Consider the following 16,908-nt stretch of genomic DNA (forward strand, 5'->3'; position numbering starts at 1 on the left):
TTGACTTGGAATGTCGTGTTACCCAGCTTGATTTCATCACCGTCTTTGACATCGTATTCTGGAAACTTAAGTTGAGCCGCTTCTTCTGGGGTTTGGTTGGGTTGACGCTGTCCGATTTTTTCGCCGTTGACGTAAGTACCGTGGAGACTACCGAGGTCGCGCACCCGGATGTCAGGAGGGTTGATGTCCAGCAGACAGTGATAGCGGGAGATAATGTTACGGTCTTCGGCATTGGGCAATCGAGGATAGCAGTCTTTGGCACGACCAATAATGCAAGTAGTGCGTGAGTTGAAGACAAATTCCTGACCTTTGAGGCTGCCTTTGGTAACAACAAGCGTGACTTTGGTTGGCACCTGCTCCGATTGAGAATTGGCAGTTGGCAATGAGTAATTTGGAAATTCTTCACTGCTGTTGTACTGTTGTGCTGCTCCTGCGCTCTTGTACGGTTGTGCTACCAATGTCTCCATCGTCGTCATTGCTTCCAACTGCTGGCGCACTCCTTCAGGTCGCAGCCAGCCGTAACCTACGCAGCTAAGGGTATAAAGCAGATTCTGAAAGTTCTCTTCAGTCCAAGTGGGGGTGCCACGGCGGGTGAGTGCTAGAGTAATCTCCTCCTGTGTTGGTTCGCGGTCTTTTGGTAGGGTAGCAACGTAGGGGATATGTTGCTCCAGGAAAGTCTCCAGATAGGGTCGTGCTCCCTCGTCCCAGTTGGCAGGTTGGCGGTCTTCTAGTTCCCAGTCTAAAAACCACAGTTTTGGGGTTCGGTCATGGCTACCAGACAGGGCAAAGCGGCAGTCCCCACTCAGACAAACTGAGTTCGCCTCGTATGTATTTCCTTTATAGGCGTATCCTTTAAAGGTATGCAGACAGCGCCCTGTAGTGACTTCCCACAGTTTCGCGGTTCCGTCATGGCTACCCGATAGAGCCAACCGACCATCTTTACTCAGGCAGACTGAGTACACTGGGCTTGTGTGTTCTGCCAAGGTACGCAGACAGCGTCCTGTGGCGACTTCCCACAATTTCAGGGTTCGGTCATGGCTACCAGATAGGGCAAATAGGCTATCTGCACTCAGGCAGACTGAAAAAACGCCATCTGTGTGTCCTGCGAAGGTACGCAGACACTGCCCCGTAGCGACTTCCCACAGTTTCAGAGTATGGTCATGGCTACCAGACAGGGCTAATCGACCATCTGTACTCAGGCACACTGAGTACACCGGGCTTATATGTTCTGCCAAGGTACGCAGACAGCGCCCCGTAGCGACTTCCCACAATTTGAGGGTTCGGTCATAGCTACCAGACACAGCGAATTGACCATCTGCACTCAGGCAGACTGAAAAAACCCAGTCTTTGTGTCGTGTGAAGGTACGTAGACAGCGTCCCGTGGCGACTTCCCACAGCTTAAGAGTATGGTCACTGCTACCAGATAGGGCAATTCGGCTATCCGCACTCAGGTAAACTGAGTTGACTGAGCTTGTATGCCCTTCAAAGGTACGCAAACAGCGTCCCGTAGCGACTTCCCACAGCTTTAGGGTATCATCATTGCTCCCAGACAAGGCGAATCGACTATCCCCACTCAAGCAGACTGAAGAAACCTGCCTTGAGTCTTCGGCAAATGTGATACCTTCCCAGCTGCCAAGGAATGCTTTGCGAGGCAGGCGCACATAGAGTTCAGTCCAGATGTTGACCGCTTCTTCACGATGGCTATATCCTGGTTGCGATCGCGCCTTGCGCAGATGTTGAGCGGCTGCTACATAGTACCCCCGCTGCTTGGCGGCTCGTGCTTGTTCCAATTCCCGCTCGTAAGTCAAACTGATCGAGAGGAAGGTTTCAGCTGTGAGAATTCGGGACAACATCATTGGCGCTCGATAGTGCTTTATTTCTATGTCCTTAAGTGTCCACAGCTTGATGTTATGGTCATGGCTTCCGGATATGGCAAATTGACCATCCGTACTTAGACAGACAGACTTAACCCAAGATTTATGTCCTTCAAAGGTATGTAGACAACTGCCTGTAGCTACGTCCCACAACTTCAACGTTTGACCACTGTTCCCAGACAGAGCCAAGCGGCTATCTGTACTTAAACAAACTGAGGAAACCGACCTTGTGTGTCCTTCAAAGGTACGTAGGCAGCGGCCTGTACTTACCTCCCATAACTTTAGAGTGCGATCGTCACTCCCAGACAAGGCCAAGCGGCAATTCTTACTGAGATAGACAGAGTTGACTTGGCCTGTGTGTCCGGCAAAGGTACGTAGACAGCGACCTGTTGCCACCTCCCACAGCTTCAAAGTGAAGTCATTGCTTCCAGACAGAGCCAAGCGGCTATTTGCACTCAGACATACAGAGTTGACCCCGTCTTTGTGTCCTTCAAAGCTACGCAGATAGCCACCTGTGTCCACCTGCCACAACTCTAAGTTAGAGTCATCACACCCACACACAGCGAATCGGCTATCTGCACTTAGACAGACTGAATTCACCTTGGGTGTATGTCTATAAAAGGTACGGATACATTGACCTGTGGCTACTTCCCACAGTTTCAGAGTATAGTTACTGCTCCCAGACAGAGCCAAGCGGCTATCTGCACTCAGACAGACTGTATTTACCCAGCTTATATGTCCTTCAAAGGTACGCAGGCAGCGCCCTGTTGCCACCTCCCACAGCTTTACTGTATGGTCTTTGCTTCCAGACAGAGCCAAGCGGTTATCTGCACTCAGACAGACTGAGTTGACCCCGTCTTTGTGTCCCGTCAAGGTACGTATACAGCGCTTCTTCGCGAGTGTCAGCGCTGCTTGGACTTCCTCCTGTTGTGCATCTACTCCTTGAATCGCCTCTAAAGTCTTGAGTGCCGCCTCTGGATTGTTGCGCTCTAAATGCACTAATCCTAGAAGATAGTCAGTGACCCAATATTTTAGGTAAGATTGCTGCGACTGCTCCAGGTCTCTGACGAGAGTACTGCTGTCAATCCTGCCCAATCGCCACAAAATCAAACCTCGATTGTAAGTCGATTCAGGATGGTGGGGTTGAAAGGAGAGCGCCTGCTCCCACAACTGCAATGCCTCATCCTGCCTGCCTAAGTCCAGCAACGACACCGCCCGGTTGTTGAGAGTATCCGCTGTGTCTTTGCCGGCCTTGGGTTCTTGGCGCAGGTAAGCTTCTCTCGTCACCTGCTCGTAAATCTCTTGCAGCTGTTTGGTAACTTCCCATATATTGTGAGGGCGCTCATTTGCATTACCTTGAAAACAGCATCGCAGCAACTGAGCCACTGACTCTGGCATCTGGGGTAATTGGGGGTCTTCTGTCCCTGACTCCAGATAATTCTCCAGCGCCACAGCCGCTACAGTACCGAACTGCCAGCTTCGCCCTCCTTGAAACATCTCTAAGACAGACAACGCCCAACTCCACAAATCACTGCGTCGTGTCAGGGTTTCACCGTTTGCCTGTTCCGGAGAGCAATAGGCGGGCGTCATCGCACCGCCACCCGCCACTATTAGAGTGTGATGCCCCCCATCAGCCTCTCCCAGGCTAGCCGCCATAGCTTTTGCATTAGCTAGACCAAAATCTGTCACCTTCACCACACATTCAGGAGTCAGCATCACATTAGCTGGCTTCACATCCTGGTGAACCAACCCCTGCTCGTGCGCGTAATGCAGCCCCCAGGCAAACTGAATCCCAATATCAAGAATACGTTTTAGGGATGCTGCCGACCCACCTACATAAAGTCTGCGATCGCCAATCCAATCCTGCAAACTTCCCCCCGCCACATATTCAGCAAATATCAAGGGACTGCTTTCAATGCGTCGCACGTAGTAACAGCTAACGGTATGAGGATGCAGCCCCAAGTTTACCCAAGTCTCCGCCTCACGCTCAAAACTCTCCACACCCCCTGCTGCTGCCACAATTTCTGGCTTCGGACTTTTTACGGCTAGGTCAATATTCCATCCCTGATGTCGCACCTTGTAAACTGTGCCAAACCCGCCCTCACCCAGAATATCGGTAACTTTATATAGATCTAGGATGGTATCTCCGACATTCCAAGTGGTGGAAGCCCCTGTTGGCATGGCATCGTCCCCTACCTTTGTGCCAGATAATGGCTATATCCTAACAGTAGCTGTTTACCGAACAAATTGGGTCTAAAGCCCCGCCCTTCCAAGGCGGCTTTTTCTTTCAAGGTTATTAACTTTTAAAAATCATCTTAACGATAGTTAAGACGACTGTATAATGGTGCAAGGAGGTGATGCAAGTGTTGAGTCTGACCTACGAGTTTAAGCTCAAGCCCACATCACAACAGATAGTCACTTTTGACGGATGGCTAGAACAATGTAGGCGCGTTTATAACTATGCGCTAGCTGAAAGAAAGGACTGGTTCAAATCCCGTAGCTGTCAGATAAATGCTTGCTCACTTCGTCATGAGTACATAATCCCAGCCGATAGCAAGCGTCCAACTTTTGCTAGTCAGTGCAAGGCACTAACTGCCCACAGACAAACCTCACCAAGCTTGCAACAGGTACACTCACAGGTACTACAGCAAACTCTGAAGCGTTTAGAGCAAGCGTTTGTGAGTATGTGGGAGCAATCTCACGGTTTTCCTCGTTTTAAAAAAGCAGGAACCATGCGCTCATTTGTCTTTCCACAAATAGGAAAGGATTGTATCAAGAACGGTTCAATAAAACTGCCTGTAATCGGCTGGGTAAAATTCCGCCAATCACGCTCTATCCCTGATGGGGCAACACTTAAACAAGTCCGAATTGTAAAACGAGCAAGTGGTTTCTATGCCATGCTCACCCTGCAATGGGCGGTTGAAGTGCCTGATATTTTGCCTCATGGCGAAGCGATTGGGATTGATGTCGGGATTAGCCATTTTGCTGCTGTCTCAAACGGGCAAATCTTCCCTAATCCACGTCCTTTTAAGAAGCTTGAAAGCAAGCTTAAATTGCTGCAACGAAGTGTATCAAGAAAGGTCAAGGGAAGCAATAACCGACGACTAGCACTTTTCAAAGTTAGTAAATTGCATGAAAGAATAGCCAATGTTAGGAAAAATTATCACTGGGAACTAGCACACAATCTGTGTGATTGGGCTGGAACGATTTTTGTTGAAGACTTAAACCTAAAAGGGCTAGCTAAGGGCTTCCTTGGCAAACACTGCCTGGATGCAGGCTGGGGTCAATTCTTCAACGTTCTAGAGCAATGTTGCCGTAAGAGAGATGTATTTTTCCTAAAGGTGGATAGTAAGAAGACAAGTCAAATCTGCCCACAATGCCTCACACAGACGGGCAAGAAAGAGTTGTCTGAACGAGTCCACCACTGTCACCACTGCGGGTACACAACCGATCGCGACGTGGCAGCGGCACAAGTAGTCTGCATACGTGGACTTGCAGCGGTGGGACACACCGTCAAGATGCTTTCTGAGGGTAAAGCGGTTGCGCTCCCCATGAAGAAAGAATCCCCGCCCTGGAAGGCCGGGTGAGTGTCAACTTGGCAGAGCTGGGCAGCGTTGCTTTGAAAAAAAGTGATCGATGACGGCTCTCTTTGCTACTGATTGATGGCTTCTGCCAACTCAAGGGCGTCTCTAAGTATTAGTACTCAATGAGCAAGTTAGCGATCGCTCAGGTTTGTAGCGAGCGATTCAGCGCCACTCCGAGAGGAATAAAGTCCTCACTACAAACTAGTGCATAGTGTGGTTTTATGAGGGGACATGGTATAACCCCCTGAAGATGAAAAAGCCCCCAGTTGGAGGCTTCATAAGTGATACAGCGTTAATCAGCTGAAGAAATACTTAAAGCAAATACACCAGTGTGAACAGAACAATCCACACGACATCAACAAAGTGCCAGTAAAGTTCTGCTGCTTCTGGGCCAAAGTGTTCTTTATCAGAGTAGTGACTTGGATTTCGCGATCGCCACAACACCGCTAAGATTAGCAACAGACCCACCGTGACGTGCAAACCGTGAAAGCCAGTTAGAACAAAAAATGAGCTGGTAAACACATTATTGGTTAGGCCAAAACCAAGATGAGCATACTCATAAGCCTGCCCAACGAGAAAGATTGCACCCATAATCGCGGTGAGAATGTACCAGAACCGCAGTCCGGATACATCATTCTTCTTAATCGCCGTGTCGCCTCGATGCATGACAAAGCTGCTGGAAATCAGAATCAAGGTATTGATTCCTGGCAACAGAAGCTCTAATTCTGGCGTTCCTTCCGGAGGCCAAGCAGGCAGGAGCGCACGATAGATCAGGAAAGCCGTAAACAAGCCGAGAAAAATCATACTCTCAGCCACCAGGAACACGCCCACCCCAAACATGCGGAAGTCGGGATGTTCCTCGTGATGAACACCCGCCTCCGGGGCGTTGTGATAATTTAGGGCTGTTTTCGATTCGTCAATTGTTGAACCTTGCATAAACCGCTAAAGAAGTATGAACTGGGAAGTATGAAGTATGAACCATGAGTGAGAAGTCATCACCTCGCCCTGTGTTTGAGCGACCCAATATTTTTTCATCTTCATTCTTTATCCTTTGGTTGACGGTCTTCGGGATTGACAGCAACCGTTGGATCGGGGTCAGCTCGTAACGCGGATTTGGGGCCTGCGGCTAAAGCGGGTTCCCGCTCATCAGACAAGGGCACATAGGTCTGATATTCGCGATCGCCCATGCCATAGTCATAAGGGCCAGTCGCTAAAACGGGCACTCCGTCAAAGTTTTCAATCGCAGGTGGTGAACTGGTCATCCACTCTAGGGTCAACGCTCTCCAGGGATTGTCTCCGGCTTTTTCGCCACGAGCTAGGCTCCAAAAGACGTTAATAATGAAGGGAATAATCGAAGTATCCATGATGATTGCGCCGATTGTAGCAAGCTCATTGAGGGCTTGAAACTTCGGATCGTAAATGGCAATGCGTCGATTCATTCCCAACAGACCTAATTCATGCATGGGCATGAATGTCAAGTTGAAACCCACGAAGGTGAGTATAAAGTGAATTCGACCCAGGGTTTCGTTGTACATCCGCCCTGTTACTTTCGGAAACCAGTGGTAGAACCCGGCATAAAGTCCGAGAACACTGCCACCAAACAAGACGTAGTGGAGGTGGGCAACAATAAAGTAAGTGTCGTGAACGTGAATATCAAAGGGCACTGAGGCCACCATTACCCCGGTAATGCCCCCGATCACAAATACGGAGATGAAGCCCATCGCAAAAAGCATGGGACTCTCCAAGGCAATTTTGCCTCCCCAGAGTGTTGCCAACCAGCTGAAAATTTTAATCCCAGTGGGCACGGCAATGATCATACTGGCGATCATAAAAAACATCCGCATCCAGCCTGGAGTACCACTGGTAAACATGTGGTGTGCCCACACCAGTAGCCCTAAAAAGCTAATGGCGATACTAGAATATGCGATCGCACGATACCCAAAAATCGGCTTGCGAGCATGTACAGGGATCACTTCCGAAATCGCCCCAAAGAAGGGCAAAATCATGATGTAAACCGCTGGGTGGGAGTAAAACCAGAACATATGCTGGTAAACCACTGGGTCTCCCCCGCCTGTCGGGTTAAAAAACGTTGTCCCTGCGAGTAAGTCAAAAGAAAGCAGAATCAAAGCCGCTGCCAGCACAGGTGTAGCCAGCAATTGAAGGGCTGTTGTTGCCAGTATCGACCAGCAGAACAACGGCATCTGATTCAAGCTCATTCCTGGCACCCGCATCTTGAGGATGGTGACGCCAATGTTCAGACCGCCCAAAATTGACGAAGTCCCAGCAATCAGGATGCTGAGAATCCAAATTGCCTCACCCGCCTTACTAGCGATCGTACTCAAGGGTGGATAGGACGTCCAACCCGCCTCGGCTGGCCCAACAAAAAAGCTCGTGAGGAGCAATATTCCACCAACAGCATTCATCCAAAAGGCGACGGCATTCAACTTAGGGAATGCCATATCCTTTGCCCCAATCATTAGGGGAACCAGATAGTTGGCGAAGCCACCCGTTCCCGCCGGGACGACCCACAGGAAGATCATGATCGTCCCGTGCATGGTAAAGATGCGGTTGTAATTTTCAGGGCTAACAAAATCCGAAGCCGGGGTTGCCAGTTCCACACGAATGATTGTTGCCAGTATGCCACCGACAAAGAAAAAGAAGAACGCAGCCACCAGGTATTGAATCCCAATGACCTTGTGATCGGTGTTGAAGGTGAAATAATCTTGCCATCTCCTCGCGCCATGTCCTGGGGCGTGGGCAGGCTTATTGGCTTGTTCTTGAAGCTCTGCTTGTGTCATGCGCTTTATCTGTTGTCTGTTGTGTGTTGGTTAAAGAGTTGAAGGTTTCAAGGGTTGAAGGTTGAAGGTTATGAACAACGTGCCAACCTGTAACCTGTTAACCTACAACTCTTCAAGGACAACCAATAACCCATTACAGCTGATTGCTAACTGCTAAATGCTGAGCCATATGCTCAGGGGTGGAGTGCAATTGCTCCAGAGTTTTCGATGAAATCCCCATCTCTTGGGTATAGGGAGCAAGAAACTCGTTACTCGACATTTCGGCAGAATTAGCAGCAACAGTTTTATCCTGAGTCTCGTTACTAGCAACGGCTTGCTGCTCTTGAAGCCATGCCTGGAATTCTTCTGGAGTCTGGACGAAAAGCTGAGCTCCCATTGCGCCATGATAGGCACCGCAGAGTTCGGCACAGACGATGGGATACTGACCCACTTTATTCGGTGTGAAGCGCAGTTGAGAGTCACGTCCTGGAATTGCGTCTTGCTTGAGGCGAAACTCTGGCAGCCAGAAGGCGTGCAGAACGTCTTGCGCTGTGATGTTGAGCTGTACTTCTTGTCCGACCGGGATATGCAATTCCCCTGTGGTAACACCACTTTCTGGGTAGGTAAAAAGCCAAGCATATTGCAGACCCATGACATTAACACTCAGGGGGACAACTTCGCCTTGATGTTCTGGAGAAGCACCTAGTCCCAAGGCTATTGAGCCTCGACTGGGATCGAGAGCAAGGAGATTTTTGCCAGGATTGCCTGGAGAATTGGTATGGGCAACCGGAGCGTGATGGTGGTCATGAGACACCATCGGATCGAGCCCTCCCATTGAGTTGTAAATCTCAAAGCTATAGACTGCGATGATCAGGACGGTGACAGCAGGAATTGCTGTCCAAACAATTTCTAGAGGAATATTGCCATGAACCGGGGGGCCATCTGTGTTGTCACCTTTGCGGCGGCGGTATCGAATAGCCGAGATGATGAGTGTGCCCTCTACCAGCAGAAACAGACCTGTGGCAATGGTCATCATCATGTTAAAGAGGGCGTCCACTTGGGAAGCTTCGTCAGATGCTGCCACTGGCATTAGACCGTGGTTTTGTCCATACCACAGACTGATCAGGGTCAAGACAATGCCAGCCAGCAGGGTTGCAATTTGACTTGGAATGTTCACGGTGTGAGCTAGTTTAGGAGTTTCTACAAGACTTCATTCAGAGCAGGAGTGGCGAGAATTCAAGCCCACAAGTAAAGCAGCGGGTCAGGATGACACTCCTAAATCCCTTAAAAGTAAAAGGTTGGATTTTCTAGTTCAGACCCCCTTAACAGATGGGGTCGTTGAGGCCATACATTCTGGTGTCGCTGATCGCTGCGACGAGTAAAGTACTGGTGTTGCAGCTTCCTCCTTATGGGTTTGTTTTTTCTTCCCTAAGGTATGCGTCCCTAGCTTATTACACTGCTAGAATCGCTAATTGCACTCCCTCAAAAGGGATAAGCTGAGTCTTGAAGGAGGGCATTTGTCTACATGTTTTCTCCAGGTTAACCTCAGATTGGCACTTTGAGTCTTTAGCTTCTCCGTTTTAGTCCTTTACTACGGTAAGCCAGGTTATCAGTAAAAGACGATAAAGGCGCTTTGTTTTGAGCAATCTTTTAGCAATTTCTTTGGGATCGCCCAGTAAGAGCAGAGAGTCTTTACAATCACTGAGCCAGTGAGCGCTTTGTGTAAAGAAGAAAATATGCAGTTTTATACAGAGTCAAGAGGGGTTGTATGGATAGGCTCACAATCTGAAAAATCTCTAAAACTCTATCAGCTCTACCGATAGCGTCATTAGAGTGGTAAGTGGAGTCTGCCCATCTTCCGAGGCAAGCCTGTTAAGTGGTGGATGAGCAGATACTCTCAAGGTCAGTGTCTCCCGCGATATCCGTAAGGTTAACGGCGGACGTCTGTGAAAACAAGTTGAGTTAAATTTGGATTGCAATTGGTGCTATGGCTGAATCAGTCCTTTATCCGTCGGATACCACTCAAGAGCCGTCTCAGCCGAAAGACCGTATCCGTCGCTTTGTCTGGAAAATTGCGATCGCGACGCTACTGTTGATGGCTGTGGGTAGTGCAACACGGGTGATGAATGCGGGTCTCGCTTGCCCTGACTGGCCTTTGTGCTACGGTCAGCTAGTGCCAAGCCAACAGATGAATCTTCAAGTGTTTCTAGAGTGGTTTCACCGACTGGATGCCGCCTTGATTGGTTTGAGTGCGATCGCGCTTTCCGGGCTATCTTGGTGGTACCGACGCTCCTTACCGAACTGGCTGCCTTGGGCGTCTACATTTGCATTAGGTCTCATTATTTTCCAAGGCGTTCTAGGTGGCTTAACAGTTACACAACTGCTCCGGTTTGATATCGTCACCGCCCATCTGGGATGTGCGCTGCTATTTTTCAACACTATGCTAGTGATTGGTACAGCGCTCATGCCCTACCAAGCCACCGGTGCTGTAGGTAAGCTGCCTTGGGTCGGCTTAACGGCGGCGATTATAGTTTATGTGCAGAGTCTCTTAGGCGGATTAGTAGGCTCCCAGTGGGCCTTGCATCAATGCTTTGGCGGATATCAACTGTGCGCTGTGATGAATAGCCATATTGCGGGTGTGGTACCCGCCACCTTGGCAACCTTAGCGATTGTGTTTATGGCATGGCGGACACCAGCACTCCACCCCACTCTGCGGGGGTTGGCGAATTTAGCTGGGGGATTGGTGGTATTACAAATCATCCTAGGTGTTGCCACGTTTTGGTTACACTTGCAAGTTGAAGTGCTGACCGTCTCCCATCAAGCTGTGGGGGCTGCTTTACTGGGAACCCTGGTAGCGTTTACAGTCTTGGCGTTGCGTGACCGTGCGAATGCTAGCGAGATAAATAGCATTATCCCAGATGCCGCCGCTGCTAGCTAAACCTATTCGAGTCTGACTGCGTTACGGCTTTATTAAAGGCTAAGGATAAAGGATGAAAACAGAGTGCCCTCAACTTGACTAACCTTGTTGTTAGAAACAGAATGGCTTTGAACTTCATACTTCATACTGCGCTAACACGCCGCAACGCTACCACTCTTCAGACTTCTGTTGAAAACAGGGCGCGTATTGTTTCAAAAAAAGGAAATTGGTGAAGTAATGGTTGGGACAAGTGTCTCCCGTCAACATGAAAACTTCCTGCAAGTTATTCAAAGCTACTATCAACTGACCAAGCCTCGAATCATTCCACTGCTGCTGATTACCACAGCAGCTGGGATGTGGATGGCATCGGAGGGACGAGTAGACCCCTTTTTGCTGCTAGTAACCCTTGTTGGTGGAACCCTAGCTGCCGCTTCTGCCCAAGTCCTCAATTGCATTTATGATCGCGACATCGACTATGATATGGAGCGCACCCGCCATCGCCCCATTCCGTCGGGTAAGGTGCAGCCGCGTGATGCCCTGTTGTTCGCGATCGCATTAGCCTCCTTCTCTTTCACCCTACTGACTGTATTCGCCAACCTGTTGGCTGCCCTTTTAGCCATGTCCGGCATTGTCTTCTACATGGCAATTTATACCCACTTACTCAAACGCCATACTCCCCAAAACATCGTGATTGGCGGTGCAGCAGGAGCAATTCCCGCACTCGTTGGTTGGGCAGCGGTTACGGGTGAACTGAGTTGGACAGCTTGGTTGCTGTTTGCCATTGTCTTCCTGTGGACACCTCCCCACTTCTGGGCATTGGCGTTGATGATTCGCGATGACTATGCCAAAGTCGGGATTCCGATGCTGCCAGTTGTTGCAGGCGAAGAGTCTACAACTCGTCAGATTTGGATTTACACGCTGCTAGTTGTCCCCGTTTCCCTGTTGTTGATTTATCCCTTGGGAACATCAGGCGTGATTTATGGGGCGATCGCATTATGGTTGGGTATCATTTTCCTGCAAAAAGCATGGCAACTCTTACAGGCACCCAAGGATAAGCAAGTTGCGCGATCGATGTTTAAATACTCCATCCTTTACATGATGCTTTTATGTACTGGAATGGTTGTTGATAGCTTGCCAATCACGCAACATCTAACCACTAGATTTACGGAAAATCTGCAAACCCTAATTAGTGCCATCTCAATGGCTAGTTAGCGGGCGGATTGCAAGTTAGTCAAAATACAATTCCTGGGAGCATCTTGCTCCCTTATTTATTTGGTTCAAGCGGATTTGATCTCTACTAATCTGATAGACTCTATAGGACTTACGAATTTATAAAGCGGTAATAAGAGTTTATTTAGAAGAACCCCCCGCACGTGCGGGGGGTTCTTCTCTGTAATGCACAATTTTTTAGGATGAGCTAGGTGTATTAACTCTAGGCATTTTTGTGACTTTGTTTGCCACCTTCTCGACCAATTTCAGCCATGTGTTCGCGGTCTTGACTTACTGCTTCGCCTCCTTTCTGACCAGCTTCTTTAGCTTCTTCTGAAGTAAACTCATGTGCTGTTCCTTTCTCGTGCGCCGCCTTTCCACCTTTGCTGGCAATTTCTTTTTGCTTGTCCTCATCCATTGAGGCAAATCCACGCTTACTTGTATCTGACATAACACATCTCCAAGTGTTTGAATTTTTGTAGTTAACTCATTCAGTCTAAGAAAGAAAAACCCCTACTTCTTCCCCCTAGGGAACAAGAACTATCTGTGCCTCACGAGTTAGGTATGAATTCCCAGTTTTCCTAAACATGTGTCCTATGTTACTGGTTGACGACACACGCAACTTGGGTTATTCCCTAAAACTTCTTGGATGAAATCTGTTCTAGTAATTCACCTCCTCAAAAATACCGTCTATCAGGCTGTTGCTTCTTACCTAGCGCAGTTACAACCTATTGCTAAGTCACTGATGTTCAGATTTCAGTTGAAGCTTCCTCGTATAGCGGAAATACTGCCGCCTCAGCAGGATATAGGCTGGTATTTTGTCCTGGCTTCTAACTAGAGAATGAGTGTTGCATTAAGTCAATTTGTAATTCTCAATACAGTTGGTATAGCAATCCGAAATCATTTGTGAGATTGGATTGTTTTAACGAACCACAGAGGCACAGAGGGCACAGAGGAGAGAAAGGGAGATTCTCATGAATGATTGAGGACTGCTATAGTTTATAGCGCGCTCGCTAAACTCAAGAGGGAAGCAATTGACTCTCCCCTACATGTTTAATCCAACTGTTTAATAAATAACTGATTTAGTATAAAACCTTTCAGAGGATAGATGTGGGATGAAACAAGGGCAGTTAACTTAAAAATGCATAGCTAAAGACACTATATCGTATTTGGTAAGACAAACTATTAAGCAACACTCATCTGTGGTTCTATTACTAAAGCAGGAAATTCCTTACATAAATTAATCTAGCGATCGCAAGAGCCATAAAACTTGAGCGATTGTCTTTCAATCTGAGAGTATTCAGTTATGAGATTCGATTACGATCTTTTGGTGATTGGTGCAGGGCCTGGAGGTCTTGCTGCTTCTGAACGCGCGGCTGGCTATGGTGTTCGTGTGGCGATCGTAGAGCAGGATTCAGTGGGTGGTACTTGTGTCATCCGAGGCTGTATTCCTGAAAAACTAATGTCCTTTGCTGCTGAGTTCTCTGATGATTCTCAAGTTGCGGCAGGCTATGGCTGGGATAAACCCCATGCCGCCTTTGATTGGCAGCAATTTATTGCCGCTAAGGAGCGGGAAATCCATCGTCTGAGCCAGGTACACAACCAAAAACTCGCAGAAGCAGGAGTTGAGCTGATTAAGGGATGTGCCACCTTTATCGATGCTCATACTTTAGACGTTGCAGGACGCCAAATTACGGCTGACAAAATTTTGATTGCCGTGGGGGCAAAAGACGTAAAACCAGAGATACCGGGAAGTGAGTATATTATTACTTCCAGCCAACTCTTTAATCTCAAGCAGCAACCCAAACATATTGCAGTAATCGGAGGTAACTATATTCCCGTTAAATTAGCGGGTATCATGAACAATCTCGGCTCCCAGGTTACTCAGATATTTCTGGAAGACCATATCCTATCTGCTTTTGATGAAAGTCTCGCCTTAGCGGTGCAAGAAGGCATGACCAAGCGAGGGATTCAGATTCTGGAAAACACTACGGTAAAAGAAATTAAACCTGTGGGAGATGAGCTGGATTTGATACTGTCAGGAAAAAACGGCAACATAGTGAGCGTGGATACTGTTCTGTTTGCTCTATGTCGTACCCCTAATATCAGTGGCTTGAGCCTGGAAAAGGCTGGAATTAGGCTGAGTGAAGGTGCGATTGTGGTGGATGAATACAACCGAACGACACAGGAAAATATTTTTGCAGTTGGGGATTGTATCAACCGAATTAATTTTACTCCGGTTGCGATCGCGCAAGGTCGAGCGTTTGCCGATACTCAATTTGGCAACAACCCCCGCACGGTTTGCTATGAATATGTTCCATCAACCGTTAGCTCTCAGCCTGAGGCGGCTACGGTTGGTTTGAGTGAAGCCGAAGCTCGTGAAAAACTAGGTGAGGCTGTGCGATGCTATTGTTCTCAGTTTCGTCCTCTTTTACACAGTTTGACTAACCGGGATGAGAAAACCCTGATCAAGTTAGTGGTTGATAGTCGCTCAGATCGGGTGCTAGGTGCTCACATGGTGGGCGAAGGGGCGGTAGAGATTATTCAATGTCTGGCGATCGCGCTGCGCATGGGGGCAACCAAGAAACATTTTGATGAAGCGATCGGTATTCATCCTTCAATCGCCGAAGAGTTTCTCACTCTGCGTTAATCCCACCGCGTTATAGCCAGTCTAAATAATGCCTCAAATTCTCTCTTCTTGTTCTCTATTACTGATAACCAATTGGCTTAACACTGGCTCATTCCCATAGGCAGACGAGCAGAGAGTTCAGCAGAGGTAGATTGTGCACAGGTGTGATTAATTTAGGCGGTGTGCATAGGGGAGAGGAGTGATGGGTGAACTGAACAATAGGGTAGTTATTAAAGAAATTTCAGGACGCAAACCCTAGATGGCTGGAAGTAGGTTAAGCGCCAAAAAATTATCAACGATTGGAGTAAAAACATGGTTGTCAGCAGTGAAAGACGTGCTTTTGGAGTATTTTCCAGCCGTCAAGAAGCGGAACAGGTACTCAATGAGTTGAAAGCTTCAGGCTTTCCAATGGACAAGGTTTCCCTGATTGCTAGAGATGCAGAACAGGGTGAGGAACTTGTCGGTGCTGAGGTAACGCCTCGCATTGGGACTAAAGATGTTGGGAGTGCAACAATCGCGGTATTCAAGATTGGAACGTTTTTAATTCCCCGCAGGCTTAAGATAGCCCTGCTGGCCTAGAGCCATAAAACTCCTCGCTGATGCTGGATAGAGCGATCGCTATGCAATAAGTGGATATCGAGCGAGCGCTTCCTTTGTTAAGCTGTTGCGCGTAAAACCTTGCATATTTCCTGTGAGGTTGGGGAGTCGTCGATCATCTTGATGATGGTGGCGTGGCGGCTAGCTTGGAAGCACTACACTCTCAGGAAGAGTGAACAGAGTAGGGTAGGCAGGAGAAGTACAGATGGAGGAAACGCAGGAAATTTCCTGAAGGACACCCAGATGGAACGAAACTTTTAATCGCTAAGACTAGAGCTGCAACAAGGTTGAACTCAAAGTATGAATATCGATCCAGGTATCAACATTGAAAAGGCTGAAATTATCAATAAATTGATTGAAGAAGTTTATCGTTTTGTCGAAGAGCTTGAACAACAAGCTAGAGAAAATTTGCACCACTTCAAGCAAGGAATAGAAACTGAAAATATTCCTACCATGGAAGTAAAACCTTCGGTTCCAGATATAGGTGAGCAAGCTTCAGTAGCCGTTAAATCTTGAGCAATGTCTATCCCAGTAGGCTAAAAGGAAGTGTTGCTTAAGCAACACGTATCCACTTGTACACGCCTAGACGGGGCAAAGACGCTGCAGGAGATTCATCAACTGTTCCCCATCCTCCAGGTAAGTCACATACTCACTTTCGCCCACCTTAACGTCCTTGCCTTCCATATCCTCCCCGTATTGCTCAGCCATGACTACAATCGGTGTGCTGCTGGGGAGTTCCGCGCCTTGACATATGCGCTGCCCCATGTTGAAGAACTCTTCTAGGGACAGCGTGACCTGATTGAGCAAAATCAGCTTAGGCGGGATCAACTGTCCCATTCTTTCAAAATCAGGTGATGCTGGGAGTCTACCCTCAGCTTCTTTTGCTGCTGGAGTTGCTTAAGCAAGCGGGTGATGCTTACTCGGGTTGTGCAGCAGGCAGTGGCAAGCTCTTCATGGGTTAGACGAACGCTCAGCCGAGTGCCGCCCGCTACAGGTTGCCCAATTTCCTGTTTTAACAACCCTAATAAACTGTGCAAGCGGTCTTCGAGTCGTACTTGCCCGTAAACAGCCAGCGCAGGGTAAACGGTTGGTTGCCTTCCTGGCGGTTGACCTCTATGAGTACACAGACAAATGCAAGCAATTCTTGATCGCATAATTAAGCTGTGAAAGCGGAGAAACTGGGAAGTTCTCTAATGCACTGAGTTAAATCACAGCAACCAGCAACGTGCAATACTTGATTAGCTTAATTGCCAACCTTTGTACAGAATAATTTCAACCCGCATCAAGATTCAGTACGCTTTAGTACCAAACAAAGCTTATT

At 48.2% G+C, this 16,908-nt stretch carries 14 protein-coding genes; 7 read left to right on the plus strand and 7 right to left on the minus strand.

Translation table 11 applies throughout. The features are described from left to right. On the minus strand, positions 1–4,055 hold a 4,055-nt coding region (locus V6C93_RS09450), incomplete at its 3' end, for a protein kinase (protein ID WP_333476405.1). A 182-nt stretch (positions 4,056–4,237) separates the two neighbouring features. Here V6C93_RS09450 and V6C93_RS09455 point away from each other — a divergent pair. Next, positions 4,238–5,461 (plus strand): transposase, encoded by a 1,224-nt coding sequence (locus V6C93_RS09455; protein WP_333476406.1) that lies wholly within the window; start codon positions 4,238–4,240, stop codon positions 5,459–5,461. A 309-nt stretch (positions 5,462–5,770) separates the two neighbouring features. On the opposite strand, the gene V6C93_RS09460 is transcribed toward V6C93_RS09455, so the two are convergent. The 3 genes from V6C93_RS09460 to V6C93_RS09470 all read right to left on the minus strand — a co-directional run bounded on the left by V6C93_RS09460 (position 5,771) and on the right by V6C93_RS09470 (position 9,412). After that, positions 5,771–6,394 carry a heme-copper oxidase subunit III gene (locus tag V6C93_RS09460; RefSeq protein WP_349262661.1) on the minus strand — a complete coding sequence of 208 codons (624 nt, stop codon included), beginning with the start codon at positions 6,392–6,394 and terminating at the stop codon, positions 5,771–5,773. 101 nt (positions 6,395–6,495) lie between these two features. Beyond that, complete coding sequence (ctaD, locus tag V6C93_RS09465) at positions 6,496–8,256, minus strand: cytochrome c oxidase subunit I (protein ID WP_333476407.1); 1,761 nt, start codon at positions 8,254–8,256, stop codon at positions 6,496–6,498. A 133-nt stretch (positions 8,257–8,389) separates the two neighbouring features. Beyond that, positions 8,390–9,412, minus strand: a complete 1,023-nt coding sequence (locus tag V6C93_RS09470) for a cytochrome c oxidase subunit II (protein ID WP_333476408.1) — start codon at positions 9,410–9,412, stop codon at positions 8,390–8,392. A gap of 810 nt (positions 9,413–10,222) precedes the next feature. Here V6C93_RS09470 and V6C93_RS09475 point away from each other — a divergent pair. Together V6C93_RS09475 and V6C93_RS09480 are read left to right on the plus strand one after the other, a co-directional pair. After that, on the plus strand, positions 10,223–11,173 hold the full coding sequence (locus V6C93_RS09475; protein ID WP_333476409.1) for a heme A synthase: 951 nt from the start codon (positions 10,223–10,225) through the stop codon (positions 11,171–11,173). Positions 11,174–11,389: 216 nt separating this feature from the next. After that, positions 11,390–12,364, plus strand: coding sequence for a heme o synthase (locus V6C93_RS09480; RefSeq protein ID WP_333476410.1), 975 nt, complete (start codon positions 11,390–11,392; stop codon positions 12,362–12,364). A gap of 220 nt (positions 12,365–12,584) precedes the next feature. Here V6C93_RS09480 and V6C93_RS09485 read toward each other — a convergent pair whose 3' ends face one another. After that, the gene (locus V6C93_RS09485; protein ID WP_333476411.1) at positions 12,585–12,812 is read right to left on the minus strand and encodes a KGG domain-containing protein; all 228 of its coding nucleotides are present in this window, start codon (positions 12,810–12,812) and stop codon (positions 12,585–12,587) included. Between the two features lie 198 nt (positions 12,813–13,010). Here V6C93_RS09485 and V6C93_RS09490 point away from each other — a divergent pair, with 198 nt between their 5' ends. From V6C93_RS09490 to V6C93_RS09505, 4 genes are all read left to right on the plus strand, one after another. Continuing rightward, positions 13,011–13,199 carry a hypothetical protein gene (locus tag V6C93_RS09490; protein WP_333476412.1) on the plus strand — a complete coding sequence of 63 codons (189 nt, stop codon included), beginning with the start codon at positions 13,011–13,013 and terminating at the stop codon, positions 13,197–13,199. Positions 13,200–13,667: 468 nt separating this feature from the next. Next, positions 13,668–15,011 (plus strand): glutathione-disulfide reductase, encoded by a 1,344-nt coding sequence (gene gorA, locus V6C93_RS09495; protein ID WP_333476413.1) that lies wholly within the window; start codon positions 13,668–13,670, stop codon positions 15,009–15,011. A gap of 291 nt (positions 15,012–15,302) precedes the next feature. Then, entirely contained in the window at positions 15,303–15,569 is a 267-nt protein-coding gene (locus V6C93_RS09500; protein WP_333476414.1) for a general stress protein, read from the plus strand. Between the two features lie 318 nt (positions 15,570–15,887). Beyond that, positions 15,888–16,103 (plus strand): hypothetical protein, encoded by a 216-nt coding sequence (locus tag V6C93_RS09505; protein ID WP_333476415.1) that lies wholly within the window; start codon positions 15,888–15,890, stop codon positions 16,101–16,103. Between the two features lie 66 nt (positions 16,104–16,169). Here the strand turns inward: V6C93_RS09505 and V6C93_RS09510 are convergent, their stop codons facing one another. Further along, the gene (locus V6C93_RS09510; RefSeq protein ID WP_333476416.1) at positions 16,170–16,424 is read right to left on the minus strand and encodes a hypothetical protein; all 255 of its coding nucleotides are present in this window, start codon (positions 16,422–16,424) and stop codon (positions 16,170–16,172) included. Then, complete coding sequence (locus V6C93_RS09515) at positions 16,412–16,741, minus strand: helix-turn-helix domain-containing protein (RefSeq protein WP_333476417.1); 330 nt, start codon at positions 16,739–16,741, stop codon at positions 16,412–16,414. Before V6C93_RS09515 ends, V6C93_RS09510 begins: the two co-directional genes overlap by 13 nt. Between the last annotated feature and the right edge of the window lie 167 nt (positions 16,742–16,908).

The sequence above is a fragment of the Allocoleopsis sp. genome (genome assembly GCF_036703385.1).
In the GTDB taxonomy this organism is placed as follows: Bacteria; Cyanobacteriota; Cyanobacteriia; order Cyanobacteriales; family Coleofasciculaceae; genus Allocoleopsis.